Source organism: Faecalibacterium taiwanense (genome assembly GCF_036632915.2).
Classification (GTDB): Bacteria; Bacillota; Clostridia; order Oscillospirales; family Ruminococcaceae; genus Faecalibacterium; species Faecalibacterium taiwanense.
Map to the genome: position 1 here is coordinate 470,819 of NZ_CP155552.1, position 19,640 is coordinate 490,458.

Genomic DNA, 19,640 nt, shown 5'->3' on the forward strand with positions numbered 1-19,640 from the left:
GGGCGGCATCCCGATAAAAATGCATGAGGTTTGGAGCACAGCATGAAAAAAACGTTCTGGAATAAACTGACTGCCCGCGGCACCCGCGGCAAAACGCGGTGCGCAGCGGCAGTTCTGGCATTGGCAATGACCTTTTCAATGGGCGCACCGCTGGCACTGGCTGCACAGCCGGAAGAAAGTACCGCGGCAGTGACCGAGACTATTTCTGCACAGCAGGAAACGGCAATGCCCACCCTGCAGACGGAGACCCCGGAGCTTGCTGCACAGGACCCGGAAGCGCCGCCTGTACAGGCCACTGAAGCGGAGGAGAACAGCACGAACCAGCACACGCCGGAAAACAGCGTGGTGCTGACACCGGAAGAGATCCGTGCCGCGCTGGATGCCGGTGCCATGGATGCCGCCGAGGCCCAGTGCATCGACCTGAGCGATGAGAACGGATTTTTCAGCTGGCTGCTCAATTTCCTGTTCGGCTGGCTGGGCAAGAGCGATACGGAGCCGGTCTATTCCGGCTGGCGCACCTCCGGCGGCAAGACCTACTACTACAGCCAGACCACCAACAAGCCGGTGACCGGCATCCAGTGCATCGACAATAAACTCTATTACTTCAATGCGGACGGTGTGCTGGAAAATGGCAAGACCTTTGGTGTGGATGTTTCCAAGTATCAGAAGAACATCGACTGGAACCAGATCAAAAAGGCAGGCGTGAGCTTTGTGATCGTCCGCATCGGCTACCGCGGCTATGGTGCTTCCGGCACGCTGGTGCTGGACCCCATGTTCGAGGAGCATTTCACCAATGTGAAGAATGCGGGCCTGAAGGTGGGTGTGTATTTCTTCAGTCAGGCCACCACCGAGGAGGAAGCCAAGGAGGAAGCCTTTGCCTGCGCCTATGTACTGAACGGACGCAAGCTGGATTACCCCATCTTCTTTGACACCGAAGCATCCGGCGCTTCCAATGGTTCCGGCCGCGCCGACGGTCTGGGTATGGAGGACCGCACCAAGTGCGCCATCGCCTTCTGTGAGGAGGTCAAGGCACAGGGCTACAAACCCGGTGTGTATGCTTCTACCCTGTGGTACCGCAAGCGTGTCAATCTGAACAGCCTGAAAAAATATACCATCTGGAACGCGCATTATGGTGTTGCCAGCAGCCCCATCGACTGCGCCCTGTGGCAGGGCACCTGCACGGCACGCCTGCCCGGCTATAAGGGCGATATGGACGTGAACATCAGCTACATCGGATAAGTGAGGAAACTGCAATGGACCGCATTCGCCTGATCGCATCGGACATGGACGCGACCCTTCTGGACGAGTACAGCCAGCTGCCGCCAAAGTTTACCGAGACCATCCGTGCACTGGCCGGGCAGGGCATCTTGTTTGCCGCCGCCAGCGGGCGGCCTCTGTACACACTGGAAACGATGTTCCCGGATCTGCTGGAGGAGATCATTCTCATTGGCGACAACGGCGGCGCTGCCCGCTGGAAGGGGAAAGAACTGTTTGTGTCCGAAATGCCTGCCGAGGGCTGGCGGCAGCTGGCCCGCAGCACAAAGCAGGCCGGAGATGTGGGCCTTTTGTGCGGACTGCAGGCAGCCTACGCGGAAAAGCAGGACGAGAAATACGATAAAGTTTTTAAGAATTTTTATACCCGGGTGGAATACGTGGATGATCTGACTGCGGTGGAAGCAGCGGCGGATAAGTTTACCGTCTATCTGCCCAACGACGACTCGCAGAAAGCCTTCGACCGGATCTACGGCGCATTCCACACCGGAAATGGCGGTGCATTCTCGGTGGCAGTGGCAGGCAGAAACTGGGTGGACGTGATGAACCCAGGTGTGCACAAGGGTGCAGCACTGGCAAAGGTGGGTGCACTGCTGAGCATTCCGGCCGACAGCATGATGGCCTTTGGTGACACCTACAACGATGCCGAGATGCTCACCACCGCGAAGTACGGCTTTTTGATGGAGAACGGCAGCGGACCGCTGCGGGCGCAGGTGCCGTTTCTGGCACCGTCCCACCGGGAATACGGCGTGATGCAGGTGCTGAAACAGGTGCTCCGCCAGAACGGCGAAGTCTCGCCGGAGGATTTTGTGAAGGCGCATTAAAGCGGGAGAGACGATTTGGAATGCTCTCCGCTTCGCTCTGAGCATAAATAGCGGAAATAGTATTTTTATTTGCAACTCCGAAACGGCTGCGGCCGTTTCGGAGTTGCTTTTTCACAGGGAGGGTCGTAACGGCAAACGGCATTTGCTGATGCTGGCTCCCTGCGGGAGCATTCACGTCAGCATGAAAACATGCTGTTGCCATTACGTTTCGTCGCGCAAGCGACTTCAAATCGGCGCAACACAAAAAATCCTTTAGCGGAGCGACTTGGATTTTTTGTATGGAGCCCAACTGCTTTGGGATTATTAAGGGCGAGCAGCCCTTAATTCGTGCCTCCCGCGCCTCGAAAGTAGCGGGTGCTTTTCTGGTTCTCTTTTGGCACGCAAAAGAGAACGTACCCGGCGGAGAAGAATTTTGTAAAAGCCATCCGGCCTGCCCCACACGGCCGCGCTCTGCACGGGAAGAATCATACGGCGGGCATTTTAAATCGTCATAACCTGCCCGAACTCTGAATAAATTGTTCTCAGAGCAATAAACAGGCTGGGGAGGCATGGGGATATGTTTGTAGTCACGTTGAGCAAAACGAGCCTGAAAAAACTGGGTCTGGGTGCCATGTGCTGCGCACTGGTGGTGGGCAGTGCTCTGCTGGGCCGGTTCATCAGCAACCGCACCGTTGCGGTCTCGGCGGCGGTGAACAAAATTGAGAGTGCACAGGACATCCAGACATGGTTCACCGGCTACGGTCTGGATGTGGACGGCGCATCCATCACGGCAGACAAGGTCAAGATCCCCCGCAAGTGGGATGACAGCTTTTCGGCCTTCAACGGGGTGGTGCAGCAGAGCGGCATGGACCTTGCACGCTACAAGGGCAAGACCGTGGAAAAATGGACGGCGCTGATCCCGGCGGCAAGCAGCGGCGAGACCAGCCGCTACGGCGTGCTGTTGGTGTACCGCAAAAAGGCCGTGGGAGCTTACCTGCTGGAACGGCCCTCCGGCGTTGTGGTGGGCCTGAAAGACATGCAGGCCGCCATGGCGGAAGCTGAGGCAAAGCAGACTTCCGGCGAGGACTACGAGGGCGACTGGGGTGAGCGCCACGACGAAGAGCTGACCGGCAGCGAACCGGCACAGCAGACCTCCGGCGAGGACTACAGCGGCGATTGGGGCGAACGCCATGACGAGGAATTGACCGTCCAGCAGACCTCCGGTGAGCCGGATGCCGTGCCGCAGGCTGTGCCTTATACGGAACTGCCGCTGGATGCCGAGGGATATCCGGTGGAATAAGCACCGGAACGACCTGCCAAAGCCGGAAACGACCGGGAACAGCTTCGGGTTTTGATGCAAAACCAGGTCGCAATTTGCCTAAAATTTGCGCACAAGCAGAAGAAAAAGTGAAATGCGTGCATTTTTGTCACATTTGTATGTTCAATTGTACCAAAATATTGCATAAAAAATTAGCAATATGAAATGGTGAAAAATTACCGGCAAGGGTTTATAATAGATGTATCAACCGTGCCGCGGCTCGGCCGCGTCTGGTGCAAGTGCAGAAGCGCCGCACGGGATCAAGTAAGGAGAAAATGATTATGAAGGAATTCCAGTATACCGTTAAGGATGCATGCGGCATCCACGCTCGTCCCGCCGGCCTGCTCGTCAAGACCGTCAAGGGCTTTGCCAGCAGCGCTACCCTGGAAAAGGACGGCAAGAGCTGCGATATGCGCAAGCTGATGGCTCTGATGGGCATGGGCGTCAAGCAGGGTGAGACCGTTACCGTCAAGGTCGAGGGCGACGACGAGGAAGCTGCAGCAGCAGCCATCCAGAAGTTCCTGACCGAGAACGTCTGATTCCGCAGTTAAGATGAGGAAGGCCCTCGCGGGTGAGCTGCGGGGGCTTTTTTTGGACTGTCGGAGCAGTGCGGCCCCGGCACAGATGAAGAAGGAGTAGTGTGCAATGCAGGTAGGCACCGGTAAGAGCGTCCTGAATGGCATCGCCATCGGCAAGCTCAAGATCTACAAGAAAAAGGATACTGCTATTTCCACCGCCCCTGTGGCAGATACTGCCGCAGAACTGGAGTGTTTTGAAGCTGCCCGCCAGAAGGCCATTGAGCAGCAGACCGCCCTGTACGAAAAGGCACTGGCAGAAGCCGGCGAGGACATCGCCGAGGTGTTCAACATCCACGCCATGATGCTGGATGACGACGACTTTGTGGACGCCATCAAGGAGATCATCAACAGCCAGAAAAAGTGTGCCGAGTACGCCGTCAAGACGGCAGGCAACAATCAGGCTGCGGTGTTCGCCGCCATGGACGACCCGTATCTGCAGGCCCGCAGCGCCGATGTGCTGGACATTGCGCAGGCCATGCTGGACATTCTGCAGGGGGTGGACAACGCCAGCCTGCAGGGCACCGAGCCCAGCATTCTGGTCGCGGAGGATCTGGCCCCGTCTGAGACCGTCCGCATGGATAAGAGCCTGCTGCTGGGCTTTATCACCCGTGAGGGCAGCTCCAACAGCCACACCGCCATTCTGGCCCGCAGCATGAACATCCCTGCCCTGATCCAGTGCAAGGATATTCAGGACGACTGGGACGGCAAGATGGCGGTCATCGATGGCTACAACGCCTGCGTTTACGTTGAACCCACCCCCGACCTGCTCAAGAGCCTGAAGAAGCGCCAGCAGGAAGATCAGAAGAAGCAGGCCCTGCTGCAGGAGCTGAAGGGCAAGCCCAACACCACGCTGGACGGCAAGACCATCAATGTCTTTGCCAACATCGGCGGCATGAGCGATGTGGGTGCTGTGCAGCAGAACGATGCCGGCGGCGTAGGCCTGTTCCGCACTGAGTTCGTCTACCTGAACTGCAAGGACTTCCCCACCGAGGACTACCAGTTCGAGGCCTACAAGCAGGTGGTGGAGAGTCTGGCTCCCCGCAAGGTGGTCGTCCGCACCTGTGACATCGGTGCCGATAAGACCGTCGATTACATGAAGCTGGATCACGAGGAGAACCCCGCTCTGGGCTACCGCGCCATCCGCATCTGCCTGACCCGCAGGGACTTCTTCAAGACTCAGCTGCGCGCTCTGCTGCGTGCTTCTGCCTACGGCAACATGAGCATCATGTTCCCCATGATCACCAGCCTGCGGGAGCTGCAGGATGCCAAGGCTGTTCTGGAAGAGTGCCGCGCAGAACTGACCGCCGAGGGCGTGAAGATGGGCCAGAACATCGAGGTAGGCACCATGATCGAGACCCCCGCCGCTGTGCTGATCGCGGACGAGCTGGCTGCCGAGTGCGACTTCTTCTCCATCGGCACCAACGACCTGACCCAGTACACCTGTGCGCTGGACCGCCAGAATGCAAAGCTGGAGCCGTTCTTCAACCCGCACCATCCCGCTGTGCTGCGCGCCATCAAGATGACCATTGAGGCGGGCCACCGCCACGGCATCTGGGTGGGCATCTGCGGTGAGCTGGGCGCTGACACCGCCCTCACCGAGACCTTCCTGCGCATGGGCGTGGACGAGCTGTCCATGAATGCCAAGAGCATCCTGCCGGTGCGCAAGATCATCCGCAGCGTGGACCTGAGCAAGCCTTCTGAAAAGTAATTCATCCGAGAATCCCGGTTTACCGTTCCCATAAAGCTCCCCGGCAGGGCACCCCGCTCTGCCGGGGTCTTTCTATACCGGGCAAAAGTTTTCGGAAAATACTTTAAAACGATAAAGCGAAATGCTATACTATAAGCGATGACAGGGTATGCAGGTGTCCAGCGCTGCCCATGGAGGACCGTTATGACTCAGTTTTTGATTCGTCTTTTCATCCGCCAGCCCGACCGTGCGCAGGACCCTAAGGTGCGCGCCGCCTACGGCAACCTTGCCTGCTGGGTGGGCGTGGCATGCAACCTGCTGCTGTGTCTGGGCAAGCTGACCGTAGGCACTCTGTTCGGCTCCATTGCCATCATGGCAGATGCCCTGAACAACCTGTCGGATGCCTCGTCCAACGTGGTCAGTCTGGTGGGCTTCAAGCTGGCCGGCAAGGCCCCGGACGCAGAGCATCCCTTCGGCCATGCCCGGTATGAATATCTGGCGGGGCTGGTAGTCAGCGTGACCATTCTCGGCATCGGCTTTTCGCTGCTGAAGGAATCTGTGGTCAAGGTGCTGCACCCCACCCCGGTGATGTTCAGCTGGCTGACGGTGGCCGTGCTGATCGCATCCATCCTCGTCAAGCTGTGGATGAGCGGCTTCAACCGCACCATCGGGCGCATCATCGGCTCCGAAACCCTCATTGCCACTGCTGCGGACAGCCGCAACGATGTGCTGAGCACCAGCGCGGTGCTCATTGCAGCGGTGCTGTGCCGCGTGACCGGCTGGGATGTGCTGGATGGCCTGATGGGTGTAGGCGTGGCGGCGTTCATCCTGATCTCCGGCTGGGGCCTTGTGATGGATACGCTCAGCCCGCTGCTGGGCGAAAGCCCCAGCGAGGATCTGGTGGACCACATCGAGCAGAAGGTGCTCTCCTATCCCGGTGTGCTGGGAATGCACGATCTGATGGTGCACGACTACGGCCCGGGACACCAGTTCGCCTCCCTGCATGTGGAACTACCTGCCGAGCAGGACCCGCTGGAGGCACACGACCTGATCGACAACATTGAACGGGATTTTCTAAAGAATGACCGGCTTTTGGTTACCATCCACTACGACCCCATCGTTACCTCGGATGCTGCCGTGGGCGTGCTGCGCGCCCGCCTGACCGAAAAGCTGCGCCAGCTCGACCCGGCCCTTTCGCTGCACGATCTGCGCATCGTGCCGGGCAGGACCCACACCAACGTGCTGTTCGATCTGGTGCTGCCGGCAGGCTATGCAGGGGATAAGGTAGAGCTGCTGGAACAGCTGGAACAGTTCATCAAGGAACAGGATACAGCCTACAGCTGCATCATCAAGGTGGAGCAGAGCTATACGGCTGCCCACAAATAAACTCTCGGGGGAAAGTATTATGCTGAACGAGACTTATCGCGCGATGCTCGGCAATAAGAGCGTCATCCGCGAGACCTTTATGTACGGCAAGCAGCGTGCTGCCGAGATCGGATATGAGAACGTGTTCGATTACTCGCTGGGCAACCCCAGCGTGCCCTGCCCGCAGGAGTTCACTGCCGCTATGCAGGATCTGCTGACCAACGAAGAACCGGTAAACCTGCACGGCTACTGCCCCAGTCAGGGCGACCCGGGCTTCCGCACCGATGTGGCAGCGCACCTGACAAAGACCTTTGGCCTGCCCTATGAGCAGAAGCACATCTTCCCCACCACCGGTGCGGCGGGTGCCATTGCCCATGCCATCCGTGCGGTCACGCAGCCCGGCGACGAGGTGCTCACCTTTGCGCCCTACTTCCCGGAGTACGGCCCTTATGTGGCGGGCACCGGGGCAGTCCTCAAGGTGGTGCCGCCGCAGGCACCGACCTTCCAGCCCAATCTGGACGCATTCGAGCAGATGATCGGCGAAAAGACCACCTGTGTGCTCATCAATACCCCCAACAACCCTACCGGTGTGGCCTATTCTGCCGGGACGCTCACCCGCATGGCAGAGATCCTGACCGAGAAGAGCAAGGCGTTCGGCCACAATATCTTCCTCGTCAGCGATGAGCCCTACCGGGATATCGCATTCGACGGCAAAAAGGTGCCCTACCCGGCGGCGTTCTACCCCCACACCCTCACCTGCTTCTCCTACTCCAAGAGCCTGAGTCTGCCCGGCGAGCGCCTTGGCTATGTGGCGGTGCGTCCGGGCTGTGAAGGCGAGGATGTGCTGGTGGACATGATGGCCCAGATCTCCCGCTTCACCGGCCACAACTGCCCGCCCAGCATCATCCAGCGGGCCGTAAGCCGCTGTCAGGATGTGACCAGTGATCTGAGTGTGTATGAGACCAACATGAACCTGCTGTACGATAAGCTCACCGCGCTGGGCTTTGAGGTGGAGCGCCCCGGCGGTACCTTCTACATCTTCCCCAAGGCTCTGGAAGAGGATGCCAACGCTTTCTGCATGAAGGCCCGGGAGTTTGACCTGCTGCTGGTGCCCAGCGACAGCTTCGGTGTCAAGGGCTATGTGCGCCTTGCCTACTGCATCGATACCGAAAAGGTCAAGCGCAGCCTGCCGGCCCTTGAAAAGCTGGCAGCCGCTTACCGCAAATAAACATTCTGCCGAACTGCCCGCGCGGCATCTGGCAGTGCAGCGCGGCTGGAGAAACGACCCAAAGAGAGGAAAGGGAACCCTGCTATGGAAAAGATCAAAATGACCACGCCCCTCGTCGAGATGGACGGCGACGAAATGACCCGCATTCTGTGGAAGATGATCAAGGACGAACTGATCCTTCCGTTTGTGGACCTCAAGACCGAATATTACGATCTGGGCCTGCCCAACCGCGACGCTACCGCCGACAAGGTGACCATGGATGCCGCCCTTGCCAACAAGAAGTACGGCGTTTCGGTCAAGTGCGCCACCATCACTCCCAATGCCCAGCGCATGGACGAGTATAAGCTGCATGAAATGTGGAAAAGTCCCAACGGCACCATCCGCGCGGTGCTGGACGGCACCGTGTTCCGCGCACCCATCATGATCGACAGCATCAAGCCGGTGGTCAAAAACTGGAAAAAGCCCATCACCATTGCCCGCCACGCCTACGGCGATGTGTACAAGTGCACCGAGTTCCGCATCCCGGGTGCCGGCAAGGCTGAACTGGTGTTCACCGGTGCCGATGGCTCTGAGCAGCGCGCCACCGTGTTTGACTTTGAGGGCGCTGGCGTTCTGCAGGGCCAGTACAACAAGGATGATTCCATCCGCAGCTTTGCCCGCAGCTGCTTCAACTACGCACTGGATGTGAAGCAGGATCTGTGGTTCGGCGCAAAGGATACCATCTCCAAGAAGTACGACCACACCTTCAAGGATATCTTCCAGGAGGTGTATGACACCGAGTATAAGGCAAAGTTCGAGGCCGCAGGCATCACCTACTTCTACAGCCTCATTGACGATATCGTTGCCCGCGTCATTCGCAGCGAGGGCGGCTTTGTCTGGGCCTGCAAGAACTACGACGGTGACGTGATGAGCGATATGGTCTCCACCGCCTTTGGCTCTCTGGCAATGATGACCAGCGTGCTGGTCAGCCCGGACGGCAAATACGAGTTCGAGGCCGCCCACGGCACCGTCACCCGCCATTACTACAAGTACCTGAAGGGCGAAAAGACCTCCACTAACCCCATGGCTACCATCTTTGCGTGGTCTGGCGCGTTCAAGAAGCGCGGTGAACTGGATGGCCTGCCGGAGCTGGTGAAGTTTGGCGAGGCACTGGAAGCCGCCAGCCTGCAGACCCTGAACGACGGCATCATGACGAAAGACCTGTGCGGTCTGGCTGAGGGCATCACCCCCACCGCTGTGGACAGCGAGGGCTTTATCAAGGCCATCCGCACCCGTCTGGAAGCCAAGCTGGCATAATCATCTCTTTGTGACATAAAAAGAAAGACCGGAACTGTAAGTGCGACCTACAGCTCCGGTCTTTTTCGTTAAAATGATGCGAACGAGCCTTGAATGTACCCGACAAAGAATGCAATAAATGTGCTGATGAGAATGCAGCCAAGCCACAAAAGGTCTGCGAGAAGCCGTTTGCCGGTCAACTGCTGGATGGTCTTTGAATAATCCAAAGCAAACCACAGCATGGCAGCAGAAAACAGAATGGAGCTCCAATGAAGCCGAAAAGACAGCACCATGCTGAGAAGCACATAATTGATAAGCGTGTAAAAAATACTTCGCAAAAGAAGTTCCGGGAGAGCAGAATACTGCTTTTTCATAAAAGCTCCTTTCTGGATTTATAAATGCAGTGCATCCAATACTTCGTTTACGACCTCCAGTGAAACCTGCCCCGGTGCACTGGCCTGCCCGGGGTTGGCAAAGGTCATGGCAGAGCCAAAGGCTTCGCCGGAAAGGCGGCTCACCGCGCCCAAAGCTCCCATGCTCATGGTGATGATGGGAGTCTCCGGATGCCGGTCGGCCATTTCAGCGGTGGCAGCCAGAAGCTCCAGCACATCGGCACGGCTCTGGGGCATCACAGCCAGTTTGGGCAGATCAGCCCCGGCCTGCTGCATGGCAACCATGCGGCTCACCAGTTCGGCGCGCGGCGGCGTTTTATGGAAGTCGTGGCTGGAACACACCACTGCAGCCCCGGCGGTGTGGGCTTCTTCGATCAGCGCGGGAAGTTCTGCGCCCGCAGTGTAAAATTCAATGTCGATCAGATCGGCGCAGTCGGTGGCAAGAACGGTGCGGATAAAATGAAGATACTCTTCGTGGGCCAGAGCGACTTTGCCGCCCTCGGCCTTTGTGCGGAAGGTGAAAAGAAGCAGCTGATCCTTTAAGGCAACACGGAGCTTCGCAGCGCAGTGCACGATAGCCGGAAGGTCTTTTGCACCTTCAAAGCAATCGATACGCCATTCCACACAATCGGCGCGCAATGTGGAAAACGCGGCAGCCTTTTCCAGAACGGCGGTTTCTGTGGGCTCTACAATAGGAATAATAACTTTAGGGCGGCCCTCACCGATGCAGCAGCCGCGGATGTTGACACAGGACATGGCGCTTCTCCTTTATGTAATAAGTATAGCTACCTTATACAGGATGCTGGGGGATGACTCCATAATACGTTCTGCCCGCCGCCTTGTCAAGAAAAAGGCGCGCCCTGTAACGGGTGAAAAACAGAGGAATTCTTTATTCTGCAAAGAAATTGGAAAAAATCTGTCAAAAAGTGTTGACAAGGAGGCGGGGGTGTGGTATTATACTTGAGCGCCAAGCGCTGAGGCAAAAGAATGACTTCCGAAGTCTCAGCAGGAAGCCCTTGAAAAGAACCAATAGACGTCAAGAAAGACCGGTTTGTTCCGAGAAACTTCAAGACATCCAAGTTCAGAAAGTTCAAAAGCTTCTAAAAAATAAGGCTTGACAAAAAGCCACTTCGGTGGTAAAATAAACAGGTCGTCAGCCGCAAGGCTGAGGCGCTACAGGACCTTGAAAATTGAACAATATCGAAAAACTTGTAAGGAACCTTTTAAGTGTTTGGAAAAACACTAAAAACAATTCCAAAAGTAATTCACACAGGACGCAAGCGATTGCGTGCTGAGCGAACAAGATTTAACACTTTTAAGTGATAAATATCATTTATAAAGAGTTTGATCCTGGCTCAGGACGAACGCTGGCGGCGCGCCTAACACATGCAAGTCGAACGAGCGAGAGAGAGCTTGCTTTCTCGAGCGAGTGGCGAACGGGTGAGTAACGCGTGAGGAACCTGCCTCAAAGAGGGGGACAACAGTTGGAAACGACTGCTAATACCGCATAAGCCCACGGGTCGGCATCGACCAGAGGGAAAAGGAGCAATCCGCTTTGAGATGGCCTCGCGTCCGATTAGCTAGTTGGTGAGGTAACGGCCCACCAAGGCGACGATCGGTAGCCGGACTGAGAGGTTGAACGGCCACATTGGGACTGAGACACGGCCCAGACTCCTACGGGAGGCAGCAGTGGGGAATATTGCACAATGGGGGAAACCCTGATGCAGCGACGCCGCGTGGAGGAAGAAGGTCTTCGGATTGTAAACTCCTGTTGTTGGGGAAGATAATGACGGTACCCAACAAGGAAGTGACGGCTAACTACGTGCCAGCAGCCGCGGTAAAACGTAGGTCACAAGCGTTGTCCGGAATTACTGGGTGTAAAGGGAGCGCAGGCGGGAAGACAAGTTGGAAGTGAAATCTATGGGCTCAACCCATAAACTGCTTTCAAAACTGTTTTTCTTGAGTAGTGCAGAGGTAGGCGGAATTCCCGGTGTAGCGGTGGAATGCGTAGATATCGGGAGGAACACCAGTGGCGAAGGCGGCCTACTGGGCACCAACTGACGCTGAGGCTCGAAAGTGTGGGTAGCAAACAGGATTAGATACCCTGGTAGTCCACACCGTAAACGATGATTACTAGGTGTTGGAGGATTGACCCCTTCAGTGCCGCAGTTAACACAATAAGTAATCCACCTGGGGAGTACGACCGCAAGGTTGAAACTCAAAGGAATTGACGGGGGCCCGCACAAGCAGTGGAGTATGTGGTTTAATTCGACGCAACGCGAAGAACCTTACCAAGTCTTGACATCCCTTGACAGGCATAGAAATATGTTTTCTCTTCGGAGCAAGGAGACAGGTGGTGCATGGTTGTCGTCAGCTCGTGTCGTGAGATGTTGGGTTAAGTCCCGCAACGAGCGCAACCCTTATGGTCAGTTACTACGCAAGAGGACTCTGGCCAGACTGCCGTTGACAAAACGGAGGAAGGTGGGGATGACGTCAAATCATCATGCCCTTTATGACTTGGGCTACACACGTACTACAATGGCGTTAAACAAAGAGAAGCAAGACCGCGAGGTGGAGCAAAACTCAGAAACAACGTCCCAGTTCGGACTGCAGGCTGCAACTCGCCTGCACGAAGTCGGAATTGCTAGTAATCGTGGATCAGCATGCCACGGTGAATACGTTCCCGGGCCTTGTACACACCGCCCGTCACACCATGAGAGCCGGGGGGACCCGAAGTCGGTAGTCTAACCGCAAGGAGGACGCCGCCGAAGGTAAAACTGGTGATTGGGGTGAAGTCGTAACAAGGTAGCCGTAGGAGAACCTGCGGCTGGATCACCTCCTTTCTAAGGAGTCAGGCAAGGACAGGACATCAAAAGATGGACAGTCCTTGGACAGGTAACAAACAAGCAGAGTAGATATTGTTCGATTTTGAGGGCCCTGAAAAGGGAACTCAATTCCTAATGTGGGGGTTTAGCTCAGCTGGGAGAGCACCTGCTTTGCAAGCAGGGGGTCAAGGGTTCGATTCCCTTAATCTCCACCACATGGGCCAATAGCTCAGCTGGCTAGAGCACACGACTGATAATCGTGAGGTCGATGGTTCGAGTCCATTTTGGCCCACCATGTGATGTTTCTCAAAGTTCTGGGAGACCGGGCTTTGAAGAACATCACCAAGACGTACCTTGAAAACTGAATAATAACTGCGAAACAAAGATTATAGTAAGTTCTTTTTAAGAAATATTACAATTTCAAAAGGAAGGGTAACAATAATCTTCGTTGGCAAGAGAGAATCAAGAGGATACCAAATGTTCCAAGAGAACGTTTGAAAGGTCAAGCGAACAAGGGCGCAGGGCGAATGCCTTGGCACTGGGAGCCGATGAAAGACGTGATAAGCTGCGATAAGCTTCGGGGAGCTGCAAATAAGCATTGATCCGGAGATTTCTGAATGAGGAAACTCACCTGGGTTCATACTCAGGTACGTTATACTGAACTTCAAAATAGGTATATCGAGGGAACCGCCTGAACTGAAACATCTAAGTAGGGCGAGGAAGAGACATCAAACGAGATTCCGTAAGTAGTGGCGAGCGAACGCGGAAGAGGGCAAACCGAGAGTAGAAATACTTTCGGGGTACGGACTGCTTTTAGGACTTAATCTGTTAACCGAACGGCATGGGAAGGCCGGTCAGAGAGTGTGAGAACCACGTAGGTGAAAACGGAGAGAGCTGCGCAGGATCCAGAGTACGGCCAGACACGTGAAACCTGGTCGGAATATGGGGGGACCACCCTCCAACCCTAAATACTACCCAGTGACCGATAGCGTATAGTACTGTGAAGGAAAGGTGAAAAGCACCCCGGGAGGGGAGTGAAAAAGAACCTGAAACCCTGTGCCTACAAGCACCTAGAGCGCGTCAATGCGTGATAGGGTACTTTTTGTAGAACGGTCCGGCGAGCGATTGTATGCAGCAAGGTTAAGGACTTAAGGTCTGGAGCCGAAGCGAAAGCGAGTTTGAAAAGGGCGTTAAGTTGCATATAATGGGCCCGAAACCGGGTGACCTACCCATGGTCAGGTTGAAGTGGAAGTAAAATTCCATGGAGGACCGAACCGACCTCCGTTGAAAAGGCGGCGGATGAACTGTGGGTAGCGGAGAAATTCCAATCGAACCCGGAGATAGCTGGTTCTCCCCGAAATAGTTTTAGGACTAGCCTCAAGTTAGATACCTGGAGGTAAAGCACTGAATAGCCTAGCGGCCGAGAGGTTAGCGAAGCTTATCAAACTCAGAATGCCAGAGTATTGATGCTTGGGAGTCAGACAGTGTCAGATAAATGTCATTGTCAAAAGGGAAACAGCCCAGATCTACAGCTAAGGTCCCAAAGTCAGGTTAAGTGGAAAACGATGTGAAGATACGTAGACAACCAGGATGTTGGCTCAGAAGCAGCCACTCATTCAAAGAGTGCGTAATAGCTCACTGGTCGAGCGTCTTTGCGCGGAGAATTTAACGGGGCTAAACCTGACACCGAAGCTTAGGCAGCATGTTTACATGCTGGGTAGGGGAGCGTTGTATACGCGGTGAAACAGTAGCGCAAGCGGCTGTGGAGTGTATAGAAGTGAGAATGCCGGAATGAGTAGCGCGAATGCAGTGAGAATCTGCATGGCCGAAAGCCTCAGGTTTCTGGAGGAAGGTTCGTCCGCTCCAGGTTAGTCGGGAGCTAAGGTGAGGCCTAACGGCGTAGCCGATGCACAGACGGTAGAGATTCCGTCACCACCAAAAGAGTTAAACACAGGGACACATATGAAGTCTCGGAGCCGGGTGTTGGTTCCGGTAGCGATCGAGGGAAGTTAGTACCGAAGTCTGAGATGGAAGATGGCGAGAAAAGCTGTGTGAATTTCTGCGGTGCCCGTACCGCAAACCGACACAGGTAGGTAGGAAGAAGATTCTAAGGCCAACGGGAGAAGGGTTGTTAAGGAACTCGGCAAATTGACCCCGTAACTTCGGGAGAAGGGGTGCTGCAGCAATGCAGCCGCAGAGAATCGGCCCAAGCAACTGTTTACCAAAAACACAGGTTTGTGCTAAATCGAAAGATGACGTATACGAGCTGACGCCTGCCCGGTGCTGGAAGGTTAAGAGGAGATGTGCAAGCATTGAATCGAAGCCCCAGTGAACGGCGGCCGTAACTATAACGGTCCTAAGGTAGCGAAATTCCTTGTCAGGTAAGTTCTGACCCGCATGAAAGGCGTAATGATTTGGGCACTGTCTCAACAGCCCGCCCGGCGAAATTGTAGTACCGGTGAAGATGCCGGTTACCCGCGACAAGACGGAAAGACCCCATGGAGCTTTACTGTAGCCTAATATTGGGTTTCGATGTTGCATGCACAGGATAGATGGGACACTGGGAAGCAGGTGCTTTGGCGCTTGTGGAGTGGCCGTTGGGATACCATCCTTGCGATATTGGAATTCTAACCTGCGCCTTTGAATCAAGGCGGGGGACATTGTTAGGTGGGCAGTTTGACTGGGGCGGTCGCCTCCTAAAGAGTAACGGAGGCGTTCAAAGGTTCGCTCAGCTTGAACGGAAATCAAGCAAAAGAGTGCAAACGCAGAAGCGAGCCTAACTGCGAGACTGACGGGTCGAGCAGTAACGAAAGTTGGAGTTAGTGATCCGGTGGTATGTGAGTGGAAATGCCATCGCTCAACGGATAAAAGTTACCCTGGGGATAACAGGCTGATCTCCCCCAAGAGTCCACATCGACGGGGAGGTTTGGCACCTCGATGTCGGCTCATCGCATCCTGGGGCTGTATTCGGTCCCAAGGGTTTGGCTGTTCGCCAATTAAAGCGGTACGCGAGCTGGGTTCAGAACGTCGTGAGACAGTTCGGTCCCTATCTGTCGTGGGCGCAGGATATTTGATGGGAGCTGTTCCTAGTACGAGAGGACCGGAGCGGACGTACCTCTGGCGCACCAGTTGTTCTGCCAAGAGCATAGCTGGGCAACTATGTACGGATCGGATAAACGCTGAAAGCATCTAAGCGTGAAGCCGACCCAAAGATAAGATATCCCATTGTTTCAAACAAGTAAGACCCCTTGAAGACTACAAGGTTGATAGGCACGATGTGTAAGTGGAGCGATCCATTCAGCAAGCGTGTACTAATAGGTCGAGGGCTTGACCACAATTCGCTTGAGACTCTAAGAGTCAACGAAAAAATGTAAGCAGTGATTATTCAGTTTTGAAGGCACGTCCTTCTAAGAAACACTGGACAAAGTACAACAAACATGTTATACTGGTTCAGTCAAATCGGTCGGTGTCGATGACGGTGAGGTTCCACCTGTTCCCATTCCGAACACAGAAGTTAAGCTCACTTGTGCCGAAGATAGTTCGCTGGAAACGGCGCGTGAAAATAGGTAGTCGCCGACTTGAACAGAAAGCTCTGAGATGAAAGTCTTAGGGCTTTTTTGTTTGCGTTTTGGGGCAAAAAATAGTATCATAAAGGCAGAAACTTATACTTTCTACAGATTTTCCTGTTACACTGAATGCACAAGGAAAGGAGAGCCTGTATGGAAAAATTGACGAAAAAAGGGCTGGACGGTACCCAGCTCAAGACCATTGCACTGGTGCTGATGGTACTGGATCACATTCATTATTTCTTCGAGTTCACCGGCTGCATCCCGACGGTGTTCAGTATGCTGGGGCGGCTCAGTGCGCCGCTGTTTCTGTTCTGCACGGTAGAGGGCTTTGCCCATACCCATGACCGCAGGCGGTATTTTATCCGCATCTGGGCTATCGGCGCAGCCATGGCGGCGCTGGAATTTTTTATGATTTACGCCAAGGCCTTCCGGCGCGGGGATGGCTTCTACCCGCAGAATGCTATTTTTCAGGATCTTGTGCTGCTGTGCATCGTCTGGCAGGGCATTGACTGGCTGCGGGAGAAAAAATTCGCAAAGGGCATTGGCGCCATTGCCGCCGTTTTGTGCTGGCCGTATGTGGTGGTAGTATTTCTGCTGCTCTTCCCCGGGGTACAGGAGATGCCCATTGCTTCAACGATCGTGGCCTTTGTCATTACAAGCCCGCTGCCCATGTGGACAACCATCACGGACGGCGGCTGGAGCTTTTTGCTGGGCGGTGTGCTGCTGTATGCCCTGCGGGGGCATCGCCGCGTACAGCTGACGGCATGGGCCGTGCTCATTTTCCTATGTGATTTTGTGCCGACCTTTGGGATGCTTTGCAGACAGGCGGATTTTGTGTGGACGCAGATGTTCACCGACTACTACGAGTGGTTCGGCGTAGCGGCGGTGCTGCTGATGCTGCTGTACAATGGGCAGCGTGGCAGCGGACATAAGCGGCTGTTTTACTGGTTCTACCCCGCCCATGTGTACCTGCTGTATGGAGCATCCTGCCTTGTTTATAACGTGTTGAGGTGATCTTGTGGCAAACATTCTGGCAGTGGATGACAATCTGGAGGTCTGCAAGCTGATCTGCACCGCTCTGGAGCGGGACGGTCACCGGGTAGAAACGCGGCAGGCGGGCGGGGCGTTGACCGAACCGCTATGCCGCTGGGCAGACTGCATCCTGCTGGACGTGATGATGCCCAGAGAGGACGGCTTTGCGGTCTGTCGGCGCATCCGCAGCCTGACCGAAGCACCCATTCTGTTTCTGAGCGCCCGCACCGACGAGGCTGCTGTGCTGGAGGGGCTGGGTATCGGGGCAGATGACTTTTTATTGAAGCCCTTCCGGGTGGCAGAGCTGCGGGCGCGGGTGGCGGCACATCTGCGGCGGCAGAGCCGCACCCCGGCGCACCGGATGGTGCGCAGCGGCGTAGCCTTTGACCTGACCGCCCGGAGCGCGGCGGTGGAGGGGAAGGCGCTGCCCTTGACCCGCTCGGAGTATGCCATCTGCGAGTATCTGGCGCTGCACGCCGGGCAGACCTTTACCAAGGAACAAATTTACGAAGCAGTTTTTGGCATTGACGGCACTGCGAACGACACCGCCGTGACCCAGCACATCAAGAATATCCGGGCAAAGCTGCGGGCGGCGGGCGTGCCGGAGCCGGAAAAGCTGCTTAATACCGTATGGGGCGTGGGGTACCGATGGAAAAGCGAAGACTGATTTCTCTGCGCAGCGTGCTGCTGCAATATCTGGTGCGCACGGCGCTGGCCTGCCTGCTGGTCGCGGTGGGGTGGCTGCTGGTGCTGCTGTTGTGGATCCAGAACAGCGGGCTGTTCCTGCCCGCGAATCAGGCCGCGCAGGCCTGCCAGAAGGCCGCACAGGACGTTTTGCCAGGCATGACCGCCGAAACCTTTGACGAAACGCAGCTGGACTCCTTGTGCCGGTACGCCCTGTTTGCCGCGCCGGACAGCAGCGAGGTGCTGGCCACCAACATGGATGCCGGGCACTTGCAGCGGGCAATGGAGAACCAGCAGGGGAAAACCCGCTGGCATTTTGGCTACACACAGTATTATATGACGTCGAAATTGCAGGACGGAACGGTTTGCCTGCTGCAATTTGACTATGCCGTGCCCTACGCCGACCCTGCGCTGCGGGGCGTGCTGCCGGATATGCAGACCGTGCACTGCATTCTGGGCATTCTGCTGCTGATAGGGGCAGTGGTGTGGAGCACCCACAGGACAGGGCGCTTCCTGACCCGGGAGACCGAAAAGCTGACCGCCGCCGCGCAGGCGGTGGCGCGGAAGGATCTGGACAGCGCCGTGTTTTCCGGTGCGAAGGTGCGGGAGTACGAGAGCGCTTTGCAGGCATTGCAGACCATGGGCGATGAATTGACCGGCAGCCTGCAGAAGCAGTGGGACATGGAGCAGCGGCAGCGGGAGCAGATCATTCAGCTGTCCCACAAGCTGAAAACGCCGCTGACCATCATCGAGGGCAACGCGGAGCTGCTGGCGGAGGATGACCTGACTGAGGAACAGCGGGCGCAGGTGGAAGCGATTCTGCAGGGTGCAGAGCAGACCCGCACCTATCTGGGAAAGATCCGTGCCGAGGTGCAGACACCACTGAAATACAAAACGAAAAAGAATGACAAAACATGCCGAATCGTAGAAAACTGAACGGCAAACGGCAGCCCCGCCCGGAGAATGTTCCGGGCGGGGCTGCTTCGGGATTGCACGATGAGGCAGAATCTGGTATGATGGAAAAAAGCGGAAGAACCGCACGAAAAGGACGTCCCAAATCGTATTCCGAGTGAGGTGAGGAAGATGAAACTGCTTTTTAGACAGCGTGCATTCAGCTGGTTTGACAGCTACGACATCTACGACGAAAACGAAAACACCGTGTATGTGGTCAAGGGGCAGCTGTCCTGGGGGCACTGCCTGAAGATCTACGACCCGGAAGAACAGCAGGAGCTGGGCACCGTCAAGGAAGAGATCCTGACCTGGCTGCCCAAGTTTGAGCTGTACGAGGGCGAGACCTGCATCGGTACCCTGAAAAAGGAGCTGACCTTCTTCAAGCCGAAGTACAACATCGACTTCAACGGCTGGCATGTGGAGGGCGATGTATTCGAGTGGGACTATACCATCACCGGCCCGGACGGCGGCACGGTGGCTGCCGTGTCCAAGGAACCGTTCCACTGGACGGACACCTACGTTCTGGACATCACCGACCCGAAGGATGCGCTTTATGTGCTGATGTTCGTGTTGGCCATCGACGCGGAAAAGTGCTCGCGGAACTGACCCGGATCAACGAAAAAAAGAGGAACGACAGCTGTCGTTCCTCTTTTTGTATAGC

The 19,640-nt window shown here is 55.8% G+C and carries 14 protein-coding genes, 2 tRNA genes and 3 rRNA genes; 17 read left to right on the forward strand and 2 right to left on the reverse strand.

Going from position 1 to position 19,640, the window contains the following annotated elements:
• Positions 1 to 42 precede the first annotated feature (42 nt).
• The 8 genes from PXT33_RS02215 (at position 43) to PXT33_RS02250 (ending at position 9,547) form a co-directional block, all read left to right on the forward strand.
• On the forward strand, positions 43 to 1,239 hold the full coding sequence (locus PXT33_RS02215) for a GH25 family lysozyme (RefSeq protein ID WP_242702932.1): 1,197 nt from the start codon (positions 43 to 45) through the stop codon (positions 1,237 to 1,239).
• Between the two features lie 14 nt (positions 1,240 to 1,253).
• Entirely contained in the window at positions 1,254 to 2,096 is an 843-nt protein-coding gene (locus tag PXT33_RS02220) for a Cof-type HAD-IIB family hydrolase (RefSeq protein ID WP_332375867.1), read from the forward strand.
• 556 nt (positions 2,097 to 2,652) lie between these two features.
• The gene (locus PXT33_RS02225; RefSeq protein WP_332375868.1) at positions 2,653 to 3,375 is read left to right on the forward strand and encodes a DUF4830 domain-containing protein; all 723 of its coding nucleotides are present in this window, start codon (positions 2,653 to 2,655) and stop codon (positions 3,373 to 3,375) included.
• A 293-nt stretch (positions 3,376 to 3,668) separates the two neighbouring features.
• Entirely contained in the window at positions 3,669 to 3,932 is a 264-nt protein-coding gene (locus tag PXT33_RS02230; protein WP_005937619.1) for an HPr family phosphocarrier protein, read from the forward strand.
• Between the two features lie 106 nt (positions 3,933 to 4,038).
• A complete protein-coding gene (ptsP, locus tag PXT33_RS02235; RefSeq protein ID WP_332375869.1) occupies positions 4,039 to 5,679 on the forward strand; it encodes a phosphoenolpyruvate--protein phosphotransferase in 1,641 nt (546 codons plus the stop codon).
• A gap of 183 nt (positions 5,680 to 5,862) precedes the next feature.
• A complete protein-coding gene (locus PXT33_RS02240; RefSeq protein ID WP_332375870.1) occupies positions 5,863 to 7,044 on the forward strand; it encodes a cation diffusion facilitator family transporter in 1,182 nt (393 codons plus the stop codon).
• Positions 7,045 to 7,063: 19 nt separating this feature from the next.
• Positions 7,064 to 8,251, forward strand: coding sequence for a pyridoxal phosphate-dependent aminotransferase (locus tag PXT33_RS02245; protein ID WP_332375871.1), 1,188 nt, complete (start codon positions 7,064 to 7,066; stop codon positions 8,249 to 8,251).
• A gap of 84 nt (positions 8,252 to 8,335) precedes the next feature.
• On the forward strand, positions 8,336 to 9,547 hold the full coding sequence (locus PXT33_RS02250) for an NADP-dependent isocitrate dehydrogenase (RefSeq protein WP_097776995.1): 1,212 nt from the start codon (positions 8,336 to 8,338) through the stop codon (positions 9,545 to 9,547).
• Positions 9,548 to 9,615: 68 nt separating this feature from the next.
• Here the strand turns inward: PXT33_RS02250 and PXT33_RS02255 are convergent, their stop codons facing one another.
• Both PXT33_RS02255 and aroD read right to left on the reverse strand, forming a co-directional pair.
• Entirely contained in the window at positions 9,616 to 9,900 is a 285-nt protein-coding gene (locus tag PXT33_RS02255; protein ID WP_294648534.1) for a hypothetical protein, read from the reverse strand.
• 18 nt (positions 9,901 to 9,918) lie between these two features.
• Positions 9,919 to 10,674, reverse strand: a complete 756-nt coding sequence (gene aroD, locus PXT33_RS02260) for a type I 3-dehydroquinate dehydratase (RefSeq protein WP_332375872.1) — start codon at positions 10,672 to 10,674, stop codon at positions 9,919 to 9,921.
• A gap of 576 nt (positions 10,675 to 11,250) precedes the next feature.
• On the opposite strand from aroD, the gene PXT33_RS02265 reads away from it, so the two are divergent.
• From PXT33_RS02265 to PXT33_RS02305, 9 genes are all read left to right on the forward strand, one after another.
• A 16S ribosomal RNA gene (locus tag PXT33_RS02265) occupies positions 11,251 to 12,761 on the forward strand.
• Between the two features lie 121 nt (positions 12,762 to 12,882).
• Positions 12,883 to 12,958: transfer RNA gene (locus PXT33_RS02270), tRNA-Ala, on the forward strand.
• Positions 12,959 to 12,961: 3 nt separating this feature from the next.
• Positions 12,962 to 13,038 (forward strand) — tRNA-Ile (locus PXT33_RS02275).
• A gap of 205 nt (positions 13,039 to 13,243) precedes the next feature.
• Positions 13,244 to 16,078 (forward strand): 23S ribosomal RNA (locus tag PXT33_RS02280).
• Positions 16,079 to 16,205: 127 nt separating this feature from the next.
• A 5S ribosomal RNA gene (gene rrf, locus PXT33_RS02285) occupies positions 16,206 to 16,322 on the forward strand.
• The 16S, 23S and 5S rRNA genes sit together here with 2 tRNA genes alongside, the layout of an rRNA operon.
• Before the next feature lie 140 nt (positions 16,323 to 16,462).
• Complete coding sequence (locus PXT33_RS02290; protein ID WP_154260788.1) at positions 16,463 to 17,326, forward strand: TraX family protein; 864 nt, start codon at positions 16,463 to 16,465, stop codon at positions 17,324 to 17,326.
• Between the two features lie 4 nt (positions 17,327 to 17,330).
• Positions 17,331 to 18,011 (forward strand): response regulator transcription factor, encoded by a 681-nt coding sequence (locus tag PXT33_RS02295; RefSeq protein WP_298637844.1) that lies wholly within the window; start codon positions 17,331 to 17,333, stop codon positions 18,009 to 18,011.
• Entirely contained in the window at positions 17,993 to 18,964 is a 972-nt protein-coding gene (locus PXT33_RS02300) for a histidine kinase dimerization/phospho-acceptor domain-containing protein (RefSeq protein WP_298637843.1), read from the forward strand. Before PXT33_RS02295 ends, PXT33_RS02300 begins: the two co-directional genes overlap by 19 nt.
• Positions 18,965 to 19,111: 147 nt before the next feature.
• Positions 19,112 to 19,585, forward strand: a complete 474-nt coding sequence (locus PXT33_RS02305; RefSeq protein WP_005943839.1) for an LURP-one-related/scramblase family protein — start codon at positions 19,112 to 19,114, stop codon at positions 19,583 to 19,585.
• Positions 19,586 to 19,640 lie beyond the last annotated feature (55 nt).